Below are 22,558 nucleotides of genomic sequence, written 5' to 3'. Positions count from 1 at the left end.
AGATGTTTTTCCGATGCGGAAACAACACTTTATAAAGCAGCAGGCCCAAAATACCGCAGGATATTATTTCCCCGAGACCGATGGCGGACGTATCCTATTTCGTCTTCACGTCTTGCTCTTCCAGCGTAAATTTCCAACTGCAGCAGCAGGTTTCATCCGTAATGTCCGGAAAACAGCTGACGCACTCACAAGTGATGCGATCGTCAATGGCCCGGGCAAACTCTCCATATTCCACTATCCCCACTGTTTTGCAGGGATGAAATTCCATACCCTTTCGTTTTCTTGCCGTTTGTACGCGACAATCAATCATGCGATAAAACAGCGTGTTCCCTTCAATACGGATCTCGTCGTCGTTAATGTTGGCATAAAACCGGAGTGACAACGCCTTCGCCAATCCCTCCAGTCCGGCATGTTCCGGCAGATGTAAGAACTTTTTCAGTTTCAAGGCTTCCACGACCGTAAACTTTTTCCAGATTTCTACATCGTGGTACATGGCCTCTTCCATACCCCACCGTTTTTCAACGGACTGAAACCAGATACCATCTGCCGCGAGCCAATTTTTGGCATAAATTTTCAAAAGCTCGACCAGCTGTTCCCGTGTCAGATTATCCAACGCTTTATTATGGCTCATCTTTGTTCCCTTCTTGTAAATAGTTAGCTATGATATCCCCTTCACATCAGATTGCCACATCTTTTTTCTTTCAACATCGTTCTTACCATTCCCGAATATTCCGGGCTGCGCTCCATCCCCTTACAGATTCCGTTCCCGTTTGATGTCGAGCCGCTCTTTCGCCAGGGTAATCGCCGCGTTGATCAGGACGCCGGCCACTGCGATGAACAGGATCAGCGCAATATCAACCGTTCCCACGGTTGCCAGCTTCAACAGGGAACGCATGGGCGGAACCACCAGGATGCCGATCTGCAGCAAAACGCCCACGACCGTGATGATGTTCAGTGCCTTGTTGTTCCAGGATTCTTTCGTGGTAAAAGCAAGACTGCCTTTAACCTTGCAGACGTACGCCATCAGCATCTCGTTGATGGCCAGTGTGCTGAAGCAGTAGGTCCGGCACAGTTTCAAGAGTTCTTCGTTTCCTTCTAAATTCGCCAGAATATTTCCCGTCCCGTACTGCATGATCACCGGAAGCAGGAACGCCAGCAACGTCACGCCGCCGCTGATCAGGCCCTGGATCACGATGTTCAGGTAATCGCTCCGGTTCAAGATGCCGGCCTTTACGTCTCTGGGCTTTTCATTCATGACGGCGTCCGAACCCACGTCCATGCCCAGGGCCAGAGACGGTGCCGTATCTGTCAGCAGGTTCACCCACAGAATCTGGATGGTGGAAAGAGGCGAAGACAGGCCCGCAAAGATCGCCGACGCCATCAGTACCACTTCGCCGAAATTGGACCGCAGCAAATACACCACTGATTTCTTAATATTATTAAACAGGTTGCGGCCTTCCATCACCGCGTTCTTAATGGTGATGAAATTGTCGTCCACCAGAATCATCTCTGCGGCATCCTTGGCCACTTCCGTGCCGCCGATGCCCATGGCCACGCCGATGTCCGCCGCTTTCAGGGAGGGCGCGTCATTGACGCCATCCCCGGTCATGGAACAGATTTTGCCGTGAGACTGGAAGGCCTGCACAATCTGCACCTTGTTCTCCGGCGACACTCGCGCGAAGACGCGGTAATCCAGCACATTCTTCTTGAACTCTTCCGGATCCATCTCATCGATCTCCGCGCCGGAAATGCTCTGGGAAATATCCGTGGCGATATCCAGCTCCTTGGCGATGGCAAAGGCCGTGATCTTGTGGTCGCCCGTGATCATGGCCACGTCGATGCCCGCGTGATGACACTCGTCCACGGTTTCCTTCACGCCTTCCTTGGGCGGATCGATCATAGCGCCCAGCCCTACGAAGATCATGTCTTTTTCCTGAGGAACCGTATCCCCTTCCCGGTAGGCCAGGGCCAGCACCCGGAGCGCTTCGGAACTCATGATGTCCGCCGACTGGGTAGCACGGACCACGTCCTCGTTGGTGATCTCCCGTATGCCGTCCTCATCCAGGATGCGGTCACACCGGACGATAACGGAATCAATGGCGCCCTTGGTATAGGAAATATTTTTTATTTCACCATTCCGTTCCACCCGGTCCAGGGTAGTCATCATCTTCCGGTCGGAATCAAAGGGAATCTCATCAAACCGGGTGATATCACGCATGATGTCGTAATAGCCCAGCTTCTTATCCTTCGCGTACTTGATGAACGCAGTCTCCGTAGGATCGCCGATTTCCTCACCGGTCTCTTCGGAATACTTGGCATCGTTACAGGCGAGAAAACCTTCCAGCAGTCTGGCAAAGACTTTGCTGTCGGTCGGCAGCTCTTCCGGTTCCAACGCCTCGCCTGCAAGATACCACTTCACCACCGTCATCCGGTTCTGGGTCAGGGTGCCCGTCTTATCAGAACAGATTACATTCACCGCGCCCAGGGTTTCCACCGCGTGGATCTGCTTCACGATGGCATTGCGCTTGCTCATCTCCTGAATACCCGCTGTAAGCACTAGCGTTACCACAGTGGCCAGCCCTTCCGGAATGACCGCCACGGCAAAGGCGATGGAGATCATCAGGGTTTCAATGACAGGGGTGCGGTAAATAAAAATCTGGCAGGCAAACATCACAATACACAGGACTACGCCCGCGATGCCCAGCACCTTGGAGATGCTGTCCAGATTTTTCTGCAACGGCGTCTCCTGCTTCTCGATCTGATGCAGCATGCCCGAAATTTTGCCGATCTCGGTATGGTCGCCGATCTTTTCCACCACGCCCTCGCCGCGGCCGTATTCCACCAGGGTGGACATGAAAGCCTTATCCTTGCGGTCGCCGAGGGGCGTCTTCTCATCGCTGGTTTCGCTGCAGTCCTTCTCCACCGCAACGCTTTCCCCCGTCAGCGCCGATTCATTTACCTTCAGGGAACTGGTCTGCTCCAACGCAAGATCCGCAGGCACCACGCGCCCCGCCTCCAGGATCACGTAATCGCCCACCACCAGATCCGCCGCCGGAATCTCCGTCTCCACACCGTCCCGGATCACCACCGCCGTGGACGCATTGATCCGCCGCAATGCCTCAACCGATTTTTCCGCCGAAAGTTCCTGCACGGTGCCGATGATAACATTGGCCAGCACCACCACAATAATAATGATGCCGTCCACGATTTCCCCGGTCATGATGGAAATGACCGAGGCAGCCACCAGCAGAAGCAGCAACGGCGACGCAAACTGCTCCGCGATCACAGAAAACAGACTCTTCTTCTTTCCCTGGGTAAGTACGTTCTTTCCCTGCTTCGCCCTCTCCAGGGCTTCCGCAGTGGTTAATCCTTTATTGCTCATTTCCTTTGCCGCTCCCGTCTTTCCACTTAACCGGCTGCTCTTTCAAAAGCAAACCGCTCATCCTTATTACGAATCACACAACGATTTGTATTCACAGTCTCATCTATAAGCAATTATAACAAAAAAGCCGCAGAAAAATCTACGGCGATTCGCTTTACTCTTTACTAAACAGAGGATTTTTTTGCCCTGAACTTCAATATGGCGTATTATTCCTTTTCTTTTTCCATGCCCCAGGCGTATACGCCGTCAAGGCTTGGCAGAACATGCGGATCAAAATCCGGATCAAAGCCCTTTCCGCGCTGTTTTTCGTAGTCGTCCAGCGCAATCTTCGCAAAGGGGAACAGGCGGGCGATGGCGTACAGGTTGGTGGCGGCCAGGAAAGCCATGAACAAATCTGCCAGGTTCCACACCAGCGGCAGGGATGCAATGCTCCCGAACATGGTCATGGCTACCACGGCTGCCCGGAACACATACAACGCTATTTTGCTTTCCGTAAGGAAGGCCAGATTGATTTCGCCGTAATAATAATTGCCCACCAGGGAACTGAAGGCAAACATCATGATCATGATACCGATAAATAAGATGGCCCATTTGCCCACCTCTATTGACAGGCTGTGCTGTATCAGTTCGATACCGGTGATCTGGCCCCCGATTTCATAGGCGCCGGACAACAGCACAAGGGCGGCGGAGGCGGAACAGATCAACAGTGTGTCCACGTAAACGCCGAAGGCCTGGATCAGGCCCTGTTTGGCCGGATGGGTCACAAAAGCGGTGGCCGCCGCGTTGGGCACGGAGCCTTCACCGGCTTCATTGGAGAACAGGCCCCGCTTGACGCCGTTCATGACGCAGGCGCCGAAGCCGCCGGCTACGGCAGCCTGTGGAGCAAAGGCATTGCTGACGATCAAATAAATAACCTCGGGAATCTTTTCGAAATTCAGTAAGATGACAATGAACGCCAGCAGCAGGTACGCACCTGCCATCACCGGCACCAGCATTTCGGCGACCCGTGCCACAAAGTGGGCACCGCCGCAAATCACAAGGGCAATCAGGACTGAAACGACTACGCCGACCAACATGCGGTCCCAGCCGAAGGCGGTTTGCAGAGACAGCGTGATGGTGTTCGCCTGCAGGGAGTTATAAACCAGCGCAAACGTTGTCATCAACAGCAGTGAAAACAGCTTCGCCAGGTTAGGCATGTGCAGCACATTCTGAATGTAGTATGCGGGACCGCCGTGAAAGGTCCACTTCCCTCTGGGCAGTTTATAAATCTGGGCCAGGGTGCTTTCCACAAAACCGGTGGCACTTCCTACAATGGCAACCATCCACATCCAGAAGATGGCTCCCGCCCCGCCCAGCACAATAGCAATGGCAACGCCGGCGATATTGCCCACGCCCACGCGGCTGGCCGTACTGACGCAGAAAGCCTGGAAGGAAGATATCTGGTTCCCCATCCGTTCCGTCCCTATCCCTTCCGCCAGCAAGCGGACCATTTCCCCTACAAGCCTGATCTGGACAAATCCGGTGCGGAATGTAAAATACAGTCCGAGACCGATCAAAAGCACGATCAGAACATAGGACCAGAGGATGGTATTTACCTGATTAATGGCAGCATTTAACGTTTCCATAAGAAGCAACTCCCTTCACAGAACAAAGAGCCGGCAGCCTTTTTTCCAAAAATGAATGCAATATATCGTTCCTTTACTGTTTGCGATTTCGGATATTTTTCATGCTGTCTTCGATGGTATCGTAATCGTCATAGAATGGAACGTCTCCGCAACGGTTCCATCCTACCGTTATTCCTGTCACAGCCTGTCATACTTGTCCGCTTTTCCCCTGGCCTTATCCACCGGGTACTTAGCCTCGTTCTTACTCATCTTTTCATTGATAATTTCATCTTCGTCCAGGTCCAGTTTGTCCAGCATATTTCTGCAATACACCAGCACATCCGCCAGTTCCTCCCTGACGTGAGCCACATCATACTCCGAATCGCTCCACTGGAAACATTCCAGCAGCTCATTGGCCTCAATGGAGATAGACTTCGCCAGATTGGCAGGCGTATGGAACTGGTCCCAATCCCGGTCCTCCGTAAATTTCCGGATCCTGTCTATGGTTTCCTGTTTCATGGTTTCCTCCAAACGATTTAAAAGAATCACTGACTCGCCCCATTATGTTCCGCCACTTTTAGCGACCATTCATAATAAAACAAAATCTGATATACGTTAACCGGTAACCAAACCACCAAATTACTACTTTTATTACATTTTAATTATATCATTTAAAGGTATTTATAACCATTTATTTTTTATTAATGAAGATAAACGGTACATTATGCTTCCCAGTTAAAAAATACCCTGCGCATTAAAACTCTTATCTTTTTCAGTATTTTGAAAAACTCCCTGAAATTTGACAATAATTGTTTTTCTTTTTAAAATAAGAATAGCAGATACATATCGTACTATTCCTTAAGAAACCGGGGCTCACACTAAATGGAAAATAAAACGGCTTTTAACCAAAAAGAAAACGGCAATTTGATTATCACTTCATTGATAGCTTTTCTGGGCATGGCCCTGTTGATTGCCATCGCCTGGTTTTTGAAAATTCCCAATCCGAATATGGTGCTGATAACCGGACTGATTATTTTCACCGGCATGTTTGGTCGTACGGCAGGTGTTATTTCCGCAGCGCTGATTATTTTGTACTCCATGTTTTTCTTTTCTACGAACCACAGCTTTTTCAGCTACACTGCCGTTAATTTCCAAAAGATATTAACGATTGCAATCAGCGTTATCATCAACACCACGATCGTCGCGACCCTGCGTTACCGTTGGAAAAAGTCGCAAAGGGAACTGATAAAAGCCAATGGACAGCTGCGGGAACATAACGAGAAGCTGAAAACCCAAAGCGAGACCGACCCCCTCACCGGTTTGTATAACCGTCATGCCCTGCGGGCAAATTATCATAATTATGTTGGTATTAACCTTATCGTCGCCTATATGGATGTAGATAATTTTAAACAAATCAACGACAATTACGGCCATGATGCCGGAGATGATGTGTTACGGACAATAAGCAACGGATTAAAAGAATTTTTTACCAATACTGACGCCTACCGTTACGGCGGCGATGAGTTTCTTCTAATTCGGAAAGACGTAGATACCAGTTTATTCGATAACCAGCTTCATCAAATGAGGAATCGGATGGACGAACTAAGCCACAGCGATAACAAACCTGATATTAAGTTTTCTGCCGGTTATGTGTACGGTGTGGCTGAGACAGCAGTTGATCTGCGGAGCATGTTTGAAAAAGCGGATGACCTGATGTATGAGGTAAAACGCCAGGGCAAGATGGACATTCTCGGTCAACGGTATGAGTGATCATGGCAGACATCAGTACTCTGATAATTTAATAATGAGAGAGTTTCGAACTCTCTAAAATTGCAATAAAAATAGTTAATGCCCTCACTCTGGAACAAATCAGAGTGAGGGCATTTCTTTGGGTTTTAGCGCCAATCAGATGTACCGCACCCAGGTCCTGCCCGGGTACGGTACATACGGGATACGTTATCTTGTGTTTGCAGCTTCCAGCGGGGCGATCTTCTGCTTATACAGCGGATCGTTGAAAATCTGGTACCGTTGCAGTTGGAGTCCTTTCTGCCCGCTGCGGAAGAGGTAGATCTGTCCCCGGGGAAGGGCCAGCACCTCATCCATGGGCTTGTTGATACGCCGGGCCATCTGCTCGGCGGTATCCAGGTTGTTGCCACCCATGTAGACAATATTGTCCGTGTTGTCCTGGATGGTGACGGAAGCGGCCGGACCATACATGGACTCCAGTTGGGACAGGCTTTGCACCAGCATCATCACCGAGATTCCTTTCTCGCGGAAGATGCTGATATGCTGTTGGAATTTCGGTATCTGTCCGCCAGTGGCGAAGTCGTCGCAGATCGCCGTCAGGGGAATCGGAACGCGCCCACCCGGCAGGCTTTCCGCATATTCAAAGAGTTCTTTGAACAGGGTGCCCAACATCAGGTTGGCGAAGGGATGCAGTGCGGGATTGACCGGGCTGGTGAGGACGAACAGCACAGTCTTTCGATTGACCAGATCCGTGAACTCCAGCTGTTTTGGCATCGCCATGATTCGCTGGATCCCCTCGGTCAGCACGCCGTTCACTGCGGAGAACAACATGCTTTGGATGCAGGCTTTCGTGTTGGAGGCGTTGTTACTGTACTGAAGCCAACTCATGAACATCTGCGGGTCTTTCTTCCGCAACGCAACAAACTGGTCGACGGGGTTCAGAGTTCGGAGCTTGGACATGCTGGCGCAGTCATCCTCATCCAGGGCCGGGGGATAATCTATTTTCTGGATGAGTTTGAGGACTCTGTCCATACGGGCCCAGTCCCAGTACAGCAGCCTTGTGAGTTTGATGAAGGCTGTGAAGAGATCGGCAGCACTGTTCTCCCAGTAGGGATCTTTGGCCGAGGTGCAGCCGGACGCTGAGACCAGCGCCTTGGCCAGCCCTATGATGTCGGTGTCGTCCCTGAGGTGCAGCATGGGGTCGTACCCCACGTCCGACTGCGCCGGATGGACCAGGTCCAGCACCTTGACATCGTACCCCCTGCTTTTGAGCAGGGGGCCGTACTGGTCCAGCAGGCGGCGCTTGGTCAGCAGAACCACCATGCTCTGGTGGTAGGCGTGGAGCAGGTTAGCCTCCACCACGCTCTTGGTCTTGCCGCCGCCCGTGCCGGCGATGACCAGCACGTTATTGTTGACCTGGGAAACTTTCGGGTCCATGCTGTACGTCCCTTTCGGGCCGTCACCAAGGATCAGGGAATCATATTCCTTCTCCCACGCCGGTTCTTTCTTTACTTTGGAGGAATCCTCCTCCATCAATCTGGTCTTGCGTTCTTCCAACACGCTTACCAGCCCTGCAATCTTGTTCCTATCGGAAAAGCTACGGTTACCTTTCGACATATCAGCATCCCTCCTTTACCAATCTGTCGAACGTAATGACTTCATCGGCCAGACCGAAGGCTACGCTTTCGTCAGCCGTGAAGAAATGGTCGTGTTTTGTAATTTCTTCGATTTGCTCCCGGGTCTTGCCGGTGTGCTTTGCCAGGAGCGTGTTGAGCTTGTCCCGGGTCGCCAGCAGATCGTCGGAGATCGTCTTGATGGACGAGGTGTTGCCTCCGATGGGGTAACCCAGCAGGGGTTCGTGTAACATCAGCTTGCTGTTGGGCAGGAGATAACGACCGTGCAGGCCGCTGGCGAACAGCAGGGCTGCCATGCTGTAGGCGGTTCCCAGAGCCACCAGCCGTATAGGGGCCGGGCTGGTCTGGATGACGTCGTACATCAAGAGACCCGCGTCTATGTCGCCTCCCGGGCTGTTGATGTACACGGTGATGGACTCGGTTTCGCTGAGGCTGTTGAGGTACGCTGCGGTCAGGGCGAACTCGAAGGCACTCTCCTGGGTGATCTCACCCCGGATGCAGAGGGTTCTCCTTTCGCAATTGAAGGTGTCCAACGAGATGACATCGACCCCGTTGGCGGTGCGCTGAATAACTTCAGACATGGTTCGTTCCTCCTTTCTGCAAAGAAAAAAGACTTCGGATCAAACCGCACCCGCAAACTTCAAATAACATCTCTGACAATTAACGATTGAACTTGAATGATTGACTGCGTATCCATCCGGCCATATGCCGAACGCAGAAACGTAATTTGAAGCCGTCGGTATCGTTTGATCCGAAGTCTTCCGTTGATTTAAAAACAAAGGTTTCGAACACAAGGTAATTGTACATCAAACGCCCCGTGTTGTCAAGTACTTATTTAATTTTTTTGTAGAAAAATCCATTTTTCAATTTTTCTTCCTATTATATTTATATCCTACAAGGCTCACTCTATAATTTATCCGATTCAGGATCTTATTTAATTTTGCATTTTTATGGACGCTTCTTGCAGAAAGCCTATACTAACAAAACAGCCGCGGAAAATCCACGGCTGTAAGAAAAACAACAACGTAACACTGTTATTCTACACTCATGACAAATTGCGATTTACTTCACTATTTTTTCAAAACGGAACATCCCGTCCGGGAACTGATCGTCCAGTTCATTGCCCGCGTCCGAATCCTCCGGGTCAGGATGATATTTGTTGAAAAACTCTACAATATGAAATCTGCAGCGGTTGACATAGAAATGGATATTCCTTTTTTCAAAATATGGAGTCATCGTTTCCCAAATCTTAACTTCCGGATGGAGTTTTTCCACCGCGCACCATGCAGCGAATCCTATGCCCTTACTATGTTCCATTTCCATGGCAACCATGGTCTGAACAATGCTCATGACCACAATCGCCGTGATGGTGTTCATGATGGTCGCAACAGGCATCCGGATCATACGTTAGCGTTCCTTCGACAAGAGACCTCGCCGCCTCATCTGCTGAACCCTGAACTCCGGCATAAAGCCTGATTCCTACATCTGCCAGCGCCATCCGGGCGCCCATACCTATGCCGCCACAGATCAGCGCATCGACCCTGGCCGCCTGTAAAAAACCTGCTAATGCGCCGTGACCGCTTCCATTGGTATCAACGATCTGCTCTCCTGTTATTTTTTCACCTTCTGTATCATACAGTTTAAACTGTTCCGAATGACCGAAATGCTGAAATACTTCTCCATCTTTGTAGGTAACTGCAATTCTCATTACACCATTGCCTTTCTCCATAATGTTTTATGAATTTAATTGTCTTGCAGCAGCTTAGCAAAATCATTGTTCAGTTTTGTTTCCGCATTGCCCACTTTGCCCGCCGCATTCTTCTGCCAGACAATATTTGCATTCAAAACCTTCTGCGCCTCCGCAAACATAATCTGCATCTCTCCATGCTGCGGTCCGCCCTTTACTGCCCGATTCCGGATAATACCTGCCGGGTCTTTTGCTTCCTGCAGTTCTTCCGCAGTCAGGGGCAGCTCCCGGGGCAGCGATGCGTCCGCTGCAGCAACGTTCCGGTAAACTTCCTGAGCATGGGCGTAAGTAAAATCCACCGGCGTAATGTTGCGTGCCCTCGCGTAGGTGACAATTTCCGAAGCAAAATGATGCCCGGAGCGGAACGGAATATTATGCTTGCGCATCATCACGTCCGCAATTTCCTGGGAACAGGTCCAGTCCAGATTCAATTCCTCTAACGCCCGTTCAGGCCGGATATCAAGAGCCTGTAAAATACGGTCCAGCTGGTTCACTACACTGGTGGTTTTCTTCACAATCGTATCTGTACCCCGGATCCGTCCGTCCGCCATCCCGGCCGGTATATTATGAGCGCGGAATGCCTCCCCTACTGCCAGGCCCAGCAACGTGGAACTGTCCGTACGGCAGCGGTTTAAAATCCCCGGGTTGCGCTTTTGCGGCATGGCGCTTGAAACATATGTGTTGCCATTGCCTTCCTGCAACAAAATCCAGGGACGTGGCTGTGCATACTGCTGCATAATCTCCTGTATCAGACTTGTGGTATGGATGGCGATGCTGCTGGCAATGCCTCCCATTTCTATCGGCGCCTCCTGCGGAAAGACCTGCCCCGCGTCATACGTATTATAAGCGAGGCCGTCGAACCCAAGGTACGCCGCCATACGGTCACGGTTCAAGGGCCAGCCCGTACCGTTCAGCACGGTTGCACCCATAGGCGAACGGTTCAGACGCTTATAATACTCCTGAATCCGGTCGTGATCCCTTTCATACGCATTCACATAAGCCAGCAGAAAATGCCCCAGGCTGTTGGGCTGGGCCTGCACGCCGTTGGTATAATTGGGAATCAGCGTTCCTTCATGAGCCCGGGCCAGATTCAGCAGCGTCGCCGTCATCTTGTTCAATGCGGCGGAAAGTTCCAGCAACTGCTCCCGCTGCATTAAAATACTCACCGTAGTCAGCATGTCCTGACTGGAACGTCCGGCATGAATCTTGGTAATATCCGGTCCACCAGCTTTAATAAGAAATGGTTCAAACGTAATGACAACCGTAGGACGTTCCGCTCCCTTTTTATTGCCGTCATCCAGCACCTTCTGAATGGCAGCGGCAAAACGCCGACCTTCTTCTTTCGTCAGCAGCTTTTCATCCGTATTGATGATATCACTGGCCTTGTTAATCTGCCCCAACCAGTAAAAATTATCCCGCGGCGGCCAGGGTTCTGCGGCTTCAGCCGGTTCCGGGAAATAGGCGCCTCCCATAATTCCAAGCAGAGGAAGCATCAACAGCGCTTTTTTTAAAATTTCTCTTTTCATTTTGCACCTATAATCCTTTTTGTTCAATAAATCCGGTATTACTCCGGGTACTGCTTTTGTGCGTTCTCATAGCAGTCGATCACTTTGCGGACAGCATAATGTATCCTTTAGTTCAGATTCGTCATCTTCTTATACACATCCCCACGTGCTCCCGCCAGCAACGTATTGATTACAACAATCCGTTTGTTAATGACTGCATATATAACCCGGTAGTTACCCAGCCTGATACGAAAATACTCGTTCATTTTGCCACTGATTTTTTTGACATCTATCTCTTCCGGATGATCATCAGTAATCAATCGCTGAATAGATAATTCATACTGTTCACGGACCTTTTCATGCTTTTTAAAAAATTTCTCCGCCTTTTTTGTGTACTGAATTTCATACTCGATTGATATTTTTTTACTCATATCGTCACCCAAATATCAAACCGAAACATGTTTAACCGAAACTATGGAAAGATCGTCATCTGACATGTTCTCTAATTCTTTTAATATTTCTTCTGTTTCTGCTTCGGTAGCGTTCTCCACATTTGCTGTCAGCCTGTAGAAAGGATCCTTTTTTAATTTTGTGACATGCTCCTTAATTGCATCTTTGACCAAGTCAGTAACGCTTATATTGAAAACGGCAGCAACTTTCTTTAAATCAACCATTTCTTTTTCATCCATCCTGAAATTCAACGCTTTTGTTGCCATGTTGGTCACCTCCCTTTTTTATAATAATATACTGTATATACAGTAATGTCAAGTATTACACGCAACACAGCGATCATGTATTATTTGAAAAAGAAGAAACTCAGGCTGACTACACGGGGTTTCTTCTATGTATGGCATTAATATCATCACTGTTAACGAGACTTATACCGCCTTCACCCGCATAACTATGCATTCGTCCATGGTCTGCCTGGCGGTACTCCTCCTGAAACTGCATGGATCTCATAAGTGCGTTCTTTGTTTTGTCGCAGGAATGGAAAAGTTTTTCAAAGAATATGAACATACACCACCTCATTTTCTGAAATCGTGATATAATTACAATATGATTATCAAATCTATTCTTATGGAGGCCCAATATGAAAAAGCTCATGCTGTTGGTCATGCTTCTGCTGACCGTCTGCTCTTCCGCTTTTGCCGAAAGTATTGACGATGTTTTGAAAGACTGCAAGCTGGACAGGAACCACTGGAAAGTCGTGGAATGGTCTAAAGCAGATCATTTCGTGCGGTTCTATGATTCCGATTCTGTTTCTGTTACCGGCCCCGGTCAGTTCGAGGTGATCATCAACGATTATTATTATGGCAGCACCTGCCGTAAAGACAACTGCGCTCAACTCGGTTCCAAACACTACCACATCGAAAAGTGGGGATTCAATACTGCCAACGCCACCGGAACATTGCGTTCCTTTTCTTTGAAGGATGCAAATCAGGAAACGGTAGATGCCTATGAGTATCCAACCAGTATGCAAATTGCGACAGACATTAACAAAAAAAGCATCGAAGCAAAGACGGTGCTGAAGATCAAAGACTCTCTGAAAAATGATAAAGAGTTCACAAAGGAAGTCAAGCCAAAACAAGAACCGGTTCCCCAAAACACTGCGCCACTCCCAAAAATTACTGGCCTTGTTCCCATGCCCATGGCCATCGGGGCCTCTGATGGCGAGTGGACATATATGGGACGTTATATCCAGCAAAATAACTATCCCACAATTTTTGAATGGGAAACACGGATGAGGCCATATACGGGTACCGCAGAATCCACAGGCCTGTATGATGTGTATTTCAATCATAGGCACGGACTACCTTTATCAGAAGGACAGGGGTGTCACGTTCATGAAACTGGTTGGAGTTATGCCTGCGTAATAAAGATTGTTCCCTTGGACTTCAACGGACGGCGATATAATCAGTCCGGTACTAAGTTTGGTACTATCCTGTTGTCAATGGGTGGAGGTACAAAAGGTTTATTTTCGGCTTATCTTTCCAGAGTCCGAATATTTGATAACGTAACCCATCAAATGCTGGTTAACGTAACATCTAGGGAAAATTCTTCCGTAAGCGGAAATTTCCATGATTACGACAGGGATATATGGGAAATTAGATCCAATTCTCCTTTTTATACTGCAATGAAAATAAGCAACTGCGTACCCTGATAATAATCACAACATCTGTTAAAGACCGAAGCTCGCAACTTCGGTCTTTTTTATACGAGTAATATCCCCCTGCCATCATACACACTCTCACTGCTATCATTCCCACAACGGATCGCCCGGTCCAGTGCCATCCCCTTTCTGTCCCAAAATGTCCCAAAAAAGATCGGTACGCCCCAAAAAGGTAAAACCGACTTTTAAGAACATAATTTTGGCCCGTTTCTATATGTACACTTTCTGAAACGCTCACGCCTCCATGAACCAATGGTTCTCATCGTTAAACAGATTAACGACCTTGCCACAGATCCGACAAGTGTACCGCATACCCATTCCGCCGGCTTTCAGACTGGCCGCCCGGCGAATATCCAGAACGCGGTCTATGGCAAAGACCCGCCCGTCCTCCCATACGATGGACGTCGGCCTGATGCTGCCGTCTATGTCGAATTCTGCATGGACTTTCAAATTGATCTTCATGAGTCTCGCCTCCTGACTATATGCCTGATTGTTCCTTACTGTTTCTAAGAGAGAGCTTTATGCACTTTTGTGATTTCCAACACGCCGGACAGGCGCTTTCAGCGCATCGGAATAATCAATTTTATAGAACTTCTGTTCGATATTATTGTATCACAAGATTTATAATAAGAAAAGCGAACAAAAAGAAAAATACAGCCTGTCAGATAACAAGCTGTATTAATACCCAGGAACATCTATAAAAACAAAGTGCACCGGTCAACGTGCAGACGAATTAATCAGTGTTTCCTTAAATTAATCCCTGAAAGATCAGTCGTCACTCCAGCAATCAACATAACAGCTGCCACCGGCAATATTCTTCAGAGCTGTACCGTCTAATTCAAAATCAGACAGTTCCGCCAGGTACGATTCCGCTTCCTCTTTTGACATCTCATACCCGCCTGTCTTTGCCAGCGCGATCAGTTCATCGGCTGATTTGCACTGCAGGGCTTTTTCCAGCATTTCTTTTGTGAGCTCTTTTTTGTTGATTGGCATGATGAATCCCCCTCGTAACACAAATTTAAAATCCGAAACAGTTCTCTTTTATAATAACACCACGATTACTCACAAAATTTGTGTTTAAATTAGAAACTTTTTATTAATCATGAGGATTTTCTATATTACTGTAAAACTACAACTGTGGACTTATTTTTTTTGTAAAAACAAAACTTTCAAAAATCGCTGCAGACAGTATTTAACTTCTTCAAATGTTTCTTTCTTCTTTCCGGTTCTTTCATCCATGTACAGACTGCGGTTCACTTCAATCATCAGGCTCTGTACCCGTTTGTCCTGCAAGGAGTAAAAAGGTTCAGGGACCACGGTTCCGGCAAAGGGCGTGTTAACCGCCACTTCCAGTCCTGCCTTCGTAAAATATTCGTTAGCCATAGCCAGCAGGTCGTCCGGAGTAAAAACAGGATCTGTCCCAAGACATATCTCCGGACGTTTAAGATACTGATTCCCTTTTGCTTCATATGGCAATACCGATGCCGAAAAGGAATGTCCGTCAATGATCAATGCTCCGCCAAACGCGGTTAATTGTTTCTGTACCGCTGACCTGAACCTGCTGTGATGCTGCTGATAGATTTTCAGTGCTTTGCCGTAAGCCTGCACCCCTGCCGATGAAGTAAGCGGACTGCGTTTTAGCAGGCCGCCGTCTGACATGCGCGTGTAATACATGCCCATGCCTTTCTGCCACATCATTTCATCTTCCGGATCCAGGAACCGTTCCGGGTCGCACACCAGCCGACTGAATTGATGAACGACAGCCAGGCAGCCCGGGCAGGCAAACAGTTCATCCGTGTACCAGTCGGTCATGCACAGCAATTCGCTGTGCAGTTTTTCTTTTTCCGGCAAAAACTCCTGTTGGAAGATTTTTGGAATGTTCGTGCTGCTGTGAGGAATGTGGACGATGATCCGCGGCTGTTCCATTGTTTTTCCAAACGCTGGCAGGCAGCTTTTGCATTTTTGTAACGCTGCCAAAACAAGTTTGATTGATTTCATTTTCTTTCGCCTCCTGTTTGCGATCATAAAGAGGCAAAAGAATAAGCCCATCGTTATGATGGGCTGTAATTTCAACTTCCCATCATACAAGCTTTAGCACCTTAGCCGTTCCGGCCAGGTTGCTGTACGGTCACCGAGCTTGTCTCTCGCGTACTCTTTATGGTCAATTGGGTTCCGTTTCCGGATTATGTATTAAAATTTGGACAGTTTTCACTGCCGGTTTATTATATCAAATGTTGGTAAGGTCGTCAAAAGGAGATTCTATATGCATGCAAAACTCTTGACAAACATTAGCAAGATCAGCTTAACTTAATGACATTGCCACGTCAAGCCTCATTCCTGTTTCCAGGGATGGTCGATGCCCCTGTCATTCCTTCATTATTTACTTCAACTAACATTACTCCTCATTGTGTTTGAACGCATCCAGAAGCATTTCCAGTTTCTCTTTGTTTGCGCCGGAGAAGTTCTTGTAGAATTCGCTTGTGATCATCACATCCAGGAACTGCTCGTCATACTCGTCCAGTTTATCTGAGCCCCGGAGTTTTTCAGAAAGGCAGTAGAGGAAGTAAGCCAGCTGGATATTCTGTGTGCTGTGATTCGTATTGTAAACTGCCGTCTCAACCTGGGAACTTTTATCACTCAGCGGTTCTTTGTAACGGATGGACACGGATCCCAGTTCATCAGAGTTTGTGAGCACGGGTTTCTGATATTTCAAATCAGAGGAAGCAGCGGGATTTTCTTCCTCATTCATCTCCAGTTCGTAAAGAGCAATGCCGTGTCCGCCGCTGCCGTAGGGTTCGGAGATGACTTTGTCATTCTTAAAATCTTCGTGATTCAGCTGACGGTTCTCGTAGCCCAGCATCCGGTACGATTTTACGAAGCGGGGATTAAACTCAACCTGTGCTTTCACATCTTTGGCAACGATATTCGTCAGCGCAATAAACCGCCGGTTCACAGACTCATCCACATCGTCCAGATTGTTCACCACGCAGTACGTGCCGTTGCCGTGTTTCGCGAGGACTTCCAGGTTATCGTCCTTGTAGTTGTAAAGACCCGTGCCGATCACAGACAGGAACAAATTACTCTTTTTCTTTTTCTCAATCAGACCTTTCAGCCCGTGCTTGTCCGTAATACCGAAATTCAGGTCGCCGTCGGTAATCAGGATCACCTGATTGTTCCAGTCCGGTTTGTAAAACTTCTCCCCGATATCATACGCCGTGTTAATTCCGGCGGATCCATAGGTGCAGCCCTCAATCTCAATTCCAAGAACAATGCCCATCAGGTCTTCTTTGGACTGTTCGTCCTGAATCTCGAAACCTTTAAAGTAAGTATGGTCTTTCGTACTGTAGGTAACCAGGCTGATGCGGTCTCCGGCTTTGAGCTTACTGAACACGGTCGCAATGGCTTCCTGGGTCACTTCATCATTAGAACACATGCTGCCCGATGTATCCAGGAGCAGGATGATGTTCTGATGTTCCTTTTTCTCTTTGGCTGCCTCTGCGTCAATGAACAGGATCTTTTTGTTCCCTTTCTTTTCCATCAGTTCGGTGCAGATGGCAAACTTGGCGTCTTTCGGCGTTTCCGCTTCATAATCGAAATAGTTGAGTACTTCCTCAATGCGCACCTCATCCATGTTGACGCGACGCCCGGACCGGATCTGGTTAAATACAATGCCCATGGACGCGTTGCTGGTGGTCATCCGGAACGTGGATGTCGGCGATGTAAAGACATTTTTCGCATCTTTTTCTTCAATGGGTTCGTAAGAATCCGTAGATAACGCTTCCATGAGTTCGGAGTCAGCGCTAGCTACCGAACCACCGGCCATCCAGGGAGCGGGAGCGGCCTCCTCACACGCGTCACAACACATCATCATGTTTTTCTGAACCGCAAGCGAAGGAGCTGCTTTCTTTGCCGCAACTCTTCTGGAAAAAACACGACTGGAAGCACGGACGGATGCCATGATACCGGCGCCTGAACATCCGAGCCCCCGCTCCTCTTCGTATTTAGGGCGGGGATGCTTCTCTTCGTAAAACGCTTCTATTGCCTCTTCCGGCGTTCCTTCTTTTCTCTCGTGCAGCCAGGCATACAGTTCCTCCATGACATTCTTCCTGCCAAGCTGTTTAATGAGAAATACAAGCTTCTCATCCCCATAGGTTACTACGCTCAGTACTTTGGCTGCATGTTCGGAGTAGCCCAGACTGAGATAGTATTCATACTTTCTGCGGGTCTCTTTCGATTTGTTGATCAAACGCTTAAACTTCATGACTGTTCTCTCCTTTTTAATAATAATGTTTTCACTGTACGTTCTTCGCTGTCTGTACGTTAATTATATAAGCAAAATGAATCAAAGTGGTCGCTTCACAGGCGACATTTCCCCTGCCCCCTTTGACCTACTTTAATTTTACAACTTTGCCAGTCCGTTTGTACGTACTTTGAGAAGCGCCGCGCGCCAGTCTTTATGAGGGTTTCAGAAGTTTTACGTTTTTCTGTGAAATAAGAAATACCCTGCTGAGCATGGCGCACAGCAAGGTTGTAATACTTTTTATTGCAAAGGAATGTATTAAGAATTGGGATTTGACGTATTAAAAAAACAGCCGCGAAAGTTCGTTGCACTTTCACGGCCGTTGAATCACTTACTGTGAAAAACCGGGATTTGTCAAAAGATGGCTTACTTCGCCATATATACGTCTTTGTCCAACTGCTTTTCGCTGCTTGCCAGCATCATGGTAGAAGCAACATCAGATGTTACATTACTCACGGTAGAAAACATTCCCACAATGCTTTCTATGGGAAGAAAAATCGCGACAGCCGCCGTTGGGATCCCCACCGTTTCAAACACTGTGCACAGGGCGATAATCCCACTACCGGGGCAGCCTGCCATAGTCACAGATATCAGGAACGCGGATACGGTCAGCGTCACGAGCACATTCAGGTTCAATTCCAATCCCAGTGAACGCGCCATCAGAACCGCCAGCATCGTGATATAAAAGTTACTGCCATTCATATTAAACTGCAGTCCTACGGGTATGGAGAACATGGCCAGCCGGGAGTCAACACCTAACTTTTCAGAACAGAGCTTCAGGGTCAGCGGGATACAGGCGTTCGAACTGTTCAGGGAAAACGGCACCGGCGCAAAGGCCAGGACCTTCTTCAGGAACGGAACCGGGGATAAACTTCCCGCCAGCGCTACAAACAGGCCTGATACAAAAATAACCAGCACCGTATCCAGAGCATGGGCAACAAACACAATGCCAAGGGAAACCAATGCGTCCGTCCCGGTGGTCAGCATGAACTGCATCATGGAAAAAAACACAACAACAGGGATAAACTTTACCACTACGTTCATAATGTCCATAAAGAGGACGTTTAAAAATTCAATGAGCGCTTTTGCTGCTTGAGCCTGTTCCCCCGCCCGGTTGATAAAAACGCCGAAAAGGCAGGCCAAAAACAGCATTTGAAGCACATTACCGGTAGAAAATGGCTGAATCAGATTAGCAGGAATAATACCCGTAATTATATCCAGCAGAGACAAACCGGGTTTGGTCACAAGGGCCTGTTGCGGGATGGCTTCCGCCAGACCGGGAAGACCTTCGGCAAAGAACAGCAGGCCAAAAACAACAGCCACTACCGTACAGCAAAACAGCTTCACCAGAGAAAACACAATCAGTTTTCCACCCATGCGTCCTATATCCGCCGCGTTGGACATGTTGGTGATGCCGGCGATGACCGAGATGAAGATCATGGGACCTATAGTCATGGAAAGTGCATTCATAAACATTTTCAGCACAGATCCGGCCATGGTTACACTGATATGATCCAGCACAGCGGCACTTATATTCCCTTTCAACAGAATACCGCAGACCATCCCCAACACAATGCCGATGAACGTATTACGGGCATCTTTGGTGGAAGATTCGTGAACCTTTATCGATACAAGGTTCTTTCCATTCTTTCTGGAATAACCCACCTGATTCCGATGCGCTTTGAGCACCGCCAGGCCGTAGGCGTCTTCTTCCTCTTCGTTCACCTCTGTCATTTCCACCATAGGATTGTACGGTTCACCATTGGCTTCCAGAAGCAGGCTTATATCCCCAAAACGGCGGCGCAACGCAACCGTAACCGAAAAGTCTTCCGGATTCCCGGCGCCTTCGGACAGACGGAGGAATGTTTCTTCCAGCAAAAGCTGTGCCGTAAGAATTTCCTTTTGGGAAATTTTAGCCTTGCATAACTCCTGTTCCAACCAGTTCATGGTTTCCGAAAAGGTGTTTTTGCTTAACACAAGTTTTTCTTTTTTCATAATGCAACTTTTTATTATTATCCTTTTTAGAGTTAAATCTTGATTTATATCACTGCCAACATTATATCACAAAACAGCCGCAGAAAAATTAATTCTACAGCTGTTGAGGAAAAATGGAATTTTCAGGTCTGTCATCTTAATGAGCGTATTGACCGGATGATATCCGGTTTCCTTTTACGCCGAATTTGAAAGATTTTGAATAGTCCTGGAACGGCCAGACTTCCACTGTTTTCTTTTTATTGTTGTAAATTGCGCTGTACTGTGTCATGGAAATACCGGAAGCATTCGTGTAAGGGTTTTGCACCACGCTTCGGAGAATTAATAATGCGGTAGGTTCGGGCATTACTGTATAGTATTCCTTTTTAGCCGTATCCCTGTAGCGTTCCAGCTGCCCCAGAATCGTCACGAAGCGATGATAACCATGACCGTAGCCGTAACGGTAATTCGGCGTCATGGCTTCATCGGTCATTTTGACAGCCTCTTCCCTAAGCTTGCCATTTTGATAATAATCCTCCATATCATCGCTGCCCAGATAGAAATTCGTACAGATATCAGAAGGAACGACACATACGACGCTGTTCCGGCTCTCGATCACGATGCTGCGGCCCGTTGCATCCGTTACCATAAAATGGCAATTCTGCCAGTCCTCCGGAACCAGGATGCCGGTTCTCGTTTTCCGGACCGCCTCATCTATATTCGCACAGTCGTCCAACATATAGCGCAGCAACATGCTGGACCCGGCCGGGAAGCGGCACGGCTGTTCCCCTTTTTTGATATCAACACGCTGAATGGAGACGTAAAGGCCCTTTTCATTGATCCCGTCCATACACTGGTAAGGCAGAATATCCAGCAAGCCGGGGGTGAATCCCTCCTGATCCGGACCGCCCCTCTGTAACAGCGGATTGTTTTCATCGCACCAGACTGCGTCAGCCACCGCAATCGATTCATACTTGCCTTCCGGTTTGCAGTGAAGGATAACATTTAGCCCGGTCAGGGACTTGTCTTTTTTTGAAATACGGTGTGGATAATCATAATTCCGGCAGGTAACAGGTTCTCCCTTCACGTTATGGGTAAAGAAGACTGAGCAGCCGGGATCGATGTACCCTATTTTCCGCATGATGTTCATGACTTTCGGACTGTAATAATCTTTTTGGTAGTCCATGTAATACAGGTAACCTTTATCGTCCAGCCTGGTCAGGACGCCGCGGCTTCCCGCCCCGGATGCACAGACAGACTGGGCGCAGTTGACCAAAGCAATTCCCATGAACGCTATCATTACTAACCAATTCAGCCTTTTCCAAATCAAAGCAGCCTGTTTTCTCAATTTTAATCCCACCTGTCACAGATTTACCGCCCCAATATCCTCATCAGCGGGAAACAGCGGCTTGTAGTGCTCGCTTTCCTCAGCGGTTCACCTTTTCCGTGTACGTATAATATCTGCATTCGTCTAATCTCCTCCTACCCGGCTCAAATTCGCTATTTTTTATCGCAGCTTGTAATTTCCGCCTGCAACTGTTCCAAGAATCTCGCCGCATGGCCGCCATCCATTTGCACGTGGTGGAACTGGAAAGATACAGGCATGACCGTTTTGAAAAGCCCTTTGCGGTATTTGCCCCACATCACCAGCGGGTTGGAGTATTTTTCCGTATACTGATTCACAATGCAATCCAGTTCTGTCTGTATTATAGCCGACGTGCCGATAATCATGCAGTCTTCGATAAAACTGCTTTTACATTCAGTCGCCGCCCTTTGGGTAAACTCCAGATAATCCCTGTTGAATTGCTCCAAATCATCCGAAAAGGGAATATCACAAAAGTTAATCCCGCCCTGCCTGTTTGCAACGATGACATTAATGACAAGCTTGTCAAAGCGAAAGAGCTTTCCATTTTCCGGCAACAGGTAAAACTCTTCTATATTGCTGGCAGCCCTGCCAATGCACCAGCACATCAGTGATGTGAATTTTATGCCACTCTTTTTCCTCATTTTCAGCAAGTGACTGACATTCAGTGTCTTTACCAAGGTCACCATCGGCATAGGTGATGACATCCATAGGGAAAAAGCCTCGGCACGACTGCTTTCCTGGGGTAAAATCTCGGTTTTCATGGTTCCCCTGCCTTTCATTTACCAGTACCAGACCGTTTGCCTATTTGCCTATTTTGCCTATTTCTATTTTACCACATTTTGCTGGCCAAAAGTCTCCCCTCGTAGAAGCAAACAGCAAATTTAATAAATATCCACCGGCATAGCCGGCGGTTTTCCCTTTTCGGGCATATGAGTCGTACGACTTCATAGTAGGTTCCTGAAAGGCCTGTATGAACAAAGAATACGGCAATCGTAGCAAAACTGGGATTTGTCATACAAAAAAACAGCCGTGGAAAATGATATGCTCCCTTTATAGAAAACAGTGAAATAAAAAACACTGAATTCTATGAAGGGAGTTATTTTTATGAGAAAAAGGAAAAAATACTCTTTAGA

19 protein-coding genes, 1 pseudogene and 1 riboswitch are annotated in these 22,558 nt (G+C 48.1%); of the genes and pseudogenes, 2 read left to right on the top strand and 18 right to left on the bottom strand.

The genetic code is table 11. From position 1 onward, the window contains the following. Positions 1-94: 94 nt before the first annotated feature. The 4 genes from QZV31_RS03755 to QZV31_RS03740 all read right to left on the bottom strand — a co-directional run bounded on the left by QZV31_RS03755 (position 95) and on the right by QZV31_RS03740 (position 5,505). On the bottom strand, positions 95-631 hold the full coding sequence (locus QZV31_RS03755) for a DUF6125 family protein (RefSeq protein ID WP_295358293.1): 537 nt from the start codon (positions 629-631) through the stop codon (positions 95-97). A gap of 120 nt (positions 632-751) precedes the next feature. After that, positions 752-3,382, bottom strand: a complete 2,631-nt coding sequence (locus QZV31_RS03750; RefSeq protein ID WP_295358290.1) for a cation-translocating P-type ATPase — start codon at positions 3,380-3,382, stop codon at positions 752-754. A 206-nt stretch (positions 3,383-3,588) separates the two neighbouring features. Then, the gene (locus QZV31_RS03745) at positions 3,589-5,007 is read right to left on the bottom strand and encodes an alanine/glycine:cation symporter family protein (protein ID WP_295358288.1); all 1,419 of its coding nucleotides are present in this window, start codon (positions 5,005-5,007) and stop codon (positions 3,589-3,591) included. Positions 5,008-5,184: 177 nt separating this feature from the next. Next, positions 5,185-5,505 (bottom strand): nucleotide pyrophosphohydrolase, encoded by a 321-nt coding sequence (locus QZV31_RS03740; RefSeq protein ID WP_295358285.1) that lies wholly within the window; start codon positions 5,503-5,505, stop codon positions 5,185-5,187. A gap of 363 nt (positions 5,506-5,868) precedes the next feature. Here QZV31_RS03740 and QZV31_RS03735 point away from each other — a divergent pair, with 363 nt between their 5' ends. Next, positions 5,869-6,756, top strand: coding sequence for a diguanylate cyclase (locus tag QZV31_RS03735; RefSeq protein WP_295358282.1), 888 nt, complete (start codon positions 5,869-5,871; stop codon positions 6,754-6,756). 186 nt (positions 6,757-6,942) lie between these two features. Here QZV31_RS03735 and QZV31_RS03730 read toward each other — a convergent pair whose 3' ends face one another. From QZV31_RS03730 to QZV31_RS03700, 7 genes and pseudogenes are all read right to left on the bottom strand, one after another. Next, positions 6,943-8,349 carry a type IV secretory system conjugative DNA transfer family protein gene (locus QZV31_RS03730; RefSeq protein ID WP_295358279.1) on the bottom strand — a complete coding sequence of 469 codons (1,407 nt, stop codon included), beginning with the start codon at positions 8,347-8,349 and terminating at the stop codon, positions 6,943-6,945. A 1-nt stretch (position 8,350) separates the two neighbouring features. Continuing rightward, positions 8,351-8,947, bottom strand: coding sequence for a ClpP family protease (locus tag QZV31_RS03725; RefSeq protein ID WP_295358276.1), 597 nt, complete (start codon positions 8,945-8,947; stop codon positions 8,351-8,353). Positions 8,948-9,428: 481 nt separating this feature from the next. Further along, positions 9,429-9,677 (bottom strand): annotated as a pseudogene (locus QZV31_RS03720) (N-acetyltransferase); the annotation flags it as partial. After that, positions 9,673-10,074 carry a NifB/NifX family molybdenum-iron cluster-binding protein gene (locus QZV31_RS03715; protein ID WP_295358271.1) on the bottom strand — a complete coding sequence of 134 codons (402 nt, stop codon included), beginning with the start codon at positions 10,072-10,074 and terminating at the stop codon, positions 9,673-9,675. The pseudogene QZV31_RS03720 and the gene QZV31_RS03715, both read right to left, overlap by 5 nt. 35 nt (positions 10,075-10,109) lie before the next feature. Further along, a complete protein-coding gene (locus QZV31_RS03710) occupies positions 10,110-11,639 on the bottom strand; it encodes a lyase family protein (protein WP_295358268.1) in 1,530 nt (509 codons plus the stop codon). A 107-nt stretch (positions 11,640-11,746) separates the two neighbouring features. After that, on the bottom strand, positions 11,747-12,049 hold the full coding sequence (locus tag QZV31_RS03705; protein WP_295358265.1) for a type II toxin-antitoxin system mRNA interferase toxin, RelE/StbE family: 303 nt from the start codon (positions 12,047-12,049) through the stop codon (positions 11,747-11,749). A gap of 15 nt (positions 12,050-12,064) precedes the next feature. Then, a complete protein-coding gene (locus QZV31_RS03700) occupies positions 12,065-12,334 on the bottom strand; it encodes a hypothetical protein (RefSeq protein WP_295358262.1) in 270 nt (89 codons plus the stop codon). Positions 12,335-12,708: 374 nt separating this feature from the next. Between QZV31_RS03700 and QZV31_RS03695 the strand changes: the two genes are divergently transcribed. Then, on the top strand, positions 12,709-13,779 hold the full coding sequence (locus QZV31_RS03695) for a hypothetical protein (protein WP_295358259.1): 1,071 nt from the start codon (positions 12,709-12,711) through the stop codon (positions 13,777-13,779). A gap of 243 nt (positions 13,780-14,022) precedes the next feature. Here QZV31_RS03695 and QZV31_RS03690 read toward each other — a convergent pair whose 3' ends face one another. The 7 genes from QZV31_RS03690 to QZV31_RS03660 form a co-directional block, all read right to left on the bottom strand. Beyond that, a complete protein-coding gene (locus tag QZV31_RS03690) occupies positions 14,023-14,250 on the bottom strand; it encodes a hypothetical protein (protein ID WP_093730298.1) in 228 nt (75 codons plus the stop codon). Positions 14,251-14,556: 306 nt separating this feature from the next. Continuing rightward, positions 14,557-14,781 (bottom strand): hypothetical protein, encoded by a 225-nt coding sequence (locus tag QZV31_RS03685; RefSeq protein ID WP_295358255.1) that lies wholly within the window; start codon positions 14,779-14,781, stop codon positions 14,557-14,559. Positions 14,782-14,931: 150 nt separating this feature from the next. Beyond that, positions 14,932-15,786, bottom strand: a complete 855-nt coding sequence (locus QZV31_RS03680; RefSeq protein WP_295358252.1) for an N-formylglutamate amidohydrolase — start codon at positions 15,784-15,786, stop codon at positions 14,932-14,934. Positions 15,787-15,862: 76 nt separating this feature from the next. Further along, positions 15,863-15,952: riboswitch (SAM riboswitch) on the bottom strand. Positions 15,953-16,183: 231 nt separating this feature from the next. Continuing rightward, a complete protein-coding gene (locus QZV31_RS03675) occupies positions 16,184-18,049 on the bottom strand; it encodes a von Willebrand factor type A domain-containing protein (protein WP_295358249.1) in 1,866 nt (621 codons plus the stop codon). Positions 18,050-18,454: 405 nt separating this feature from the next. Next, positions 18,455-20,083 carry a dicarboxylate/amino acid:cation symporter gene (locus QZV31_RS03670; RefSeq protein ID WP_295358246.1) on the bottom strand — a complete coding sequence of 543 codons (1,629 nt, stop codon included), beginning with the start codon at positions 20,081-20,083 and terminating at the stop codon, positions 18,455-18,457. 136 nt (positions 20,084-20,219) lie between these two features. Further along, the gene (locus tag QZV31_RS03665; RefSeq protein WP_295358243.1) at positions 20,220-21,407 is read right to left on the bottom strand and encodes a carcinine hydrolase/isopenicillin-N N-acyltransferase family protein; all 1,188 of its coding nucleotides are present in this window, start codon (positions 21,405-21,407) and stop codon (positions 20,220-20,222) included. A gap of 152 nt (positions 21,408-21,559) precedes the next feature. Continuing rightward, on the bottom strand, positions 21,560-22,186 hold the full coding sequence (locus QZV31_RS03660; RefSeq protein WP_093730289.1) for a CatA-like O-acetyltransferase, family 2: 627 nt from the start codon (positions 22,184-22,186) through the stop codon (positions 21,560-21,562). Positions 22,187-22,558 lie beyond the last annotated feature (372 nt).

The organism is uncultured Succiniclasticum sp., assembly GCF_902793885.1.
Classification (GTDB): domain Bacteria; phylum Bacillota; class Negativicutes; order Acidaminococcales; family Acidaminococcaceae; genus Succiniclasticum.
The sequence above is the reverse complement of the archived record's forward strand: the minus strand, read 5'-3'. Positions and strand labels throughout refer to the sequence as shown.

Coding starts and splice junctions, on each gene's coding strand:
- QZV31_RS03755 (WP_295358293.1), bottom strand. CDS start 631: ATGAGCCATAATAAAGCGTTGGATAATCTGACACGGGAACAGCTGGTC.
- QZV31_RS03750 (WP_295358290.1), bottom strand. CDS start 3,382: ATGAGCAATAAAGGATTAACCACTGCGGAAGCCCTGGAGAGGGCGAAG.
- QZV31_RS03745 (WP_295358288.1), bottom strand. CDS start 5,007: ATGGAAACGTTAAATGCTGCCATTAATCAGGTAAATACCATCCTCTGG.
- QZV31_RS03740 (WP_295358285.1), bottom strand. CDS start 5,505: ATGAAACAGGAAACCATAGACAGGATCCGGAAATTTACGGAGGACCGG.
- QZV31_RS03735 (WP_295358282.1), top strand. CDS start 5,869: ATGGAAAATAAAACGGCTTTTAACCAAAAAGAAAACGGCAATTTGATT.
- QZV31_RS03730 (WP_295358279.1), bottom strand. CDS start 8,349: ATGTCGAAAGGTAACCGTAGCTTTTCCGATAGGAACAAGATTGCAGGG.
- QZV31_RS03725 (WP_295358276.1), bottom strand. CDS start 8,947: ATGTCTGAAGTTATTCAGCGCACCGCCAACGGGGTCGATGTCATCTCG.
- QZV31_RS03715 (WP_295358271.1), bottom strand. CDS start 10,074: ATGAGAATTGCAGTTACCTACAAAGATGGAGAAGTATTTCAGCATTTC.
- QZV31_RS03710 (WP_295358268.1), bottom strand. CDS start 11,639: ATGAAAAGAGAAATTTTAAAAAAAGCGCTGTTGATGCTTCCTCTGCTT.
- QZV31_RS03705 (WP_295358265.1), bottom strand. CDS start 12,049: ATGAGTAAAAAAATATCAATCGAGTATGAAATTCAGTACACAAAAAAG.
- QZV31_RS03700 (WP_295358262.1), bottom strand. CDS start 12,334: ATGGCAACAAAAGCGTTGAATTTCAGGATGGATGAAAAAGAAATGGTT.
- QZV31_RS03695 (WP_295358259.1), top strand. CDS start 12,709: ATGAAAAAGCTCATGCTGTTGGTCATGCTTCTGCTGACCGTCTGCTCT.
- QZV31_RS03690 (WP_093730298.1), bottom strand. CDS start 14,250: ATGAAGATCAATTTGAAAGTCCATGCAGAATTCGACATAGACGGCAGC.
- QZV31_RS03685 (WP_295358255.1), bottom strand. CDS start 14,781: ATGCCAATCAACAAAAAAGAGCTCACAAAAGAAATGCTGGAAAAAGCC.
- QZV31_RS03680 (WP_295358252.1), bottom strand. CDS start 15,786: ATGAAATCAATCAAACTTGTTTTGGCAGCGTTACAAAAATGCAAAAGC.
- QZV31_RS03675 (WP_295358249.1), bottom strand. CDS start 18,049: ATGAAGTTTAAGCGTTTGATCAACAAATCGAAAGAGACCCGCAGAAAG.
- QZV31_RS03670 (WP_295358246.1), bottom strand. CDS start 20,083: ATGAAAAAAGAAAAACTTGTGTTAAGCAAAAACACCTTTTCGGAAACC.
- QZV31_RS03660 (WP_093730289.1), bottom strand. CDS start 22,186: ATGAAAACCGAGATTTTACCCCAGGAAAGCAGTCGTGCCGAGGCTTTT.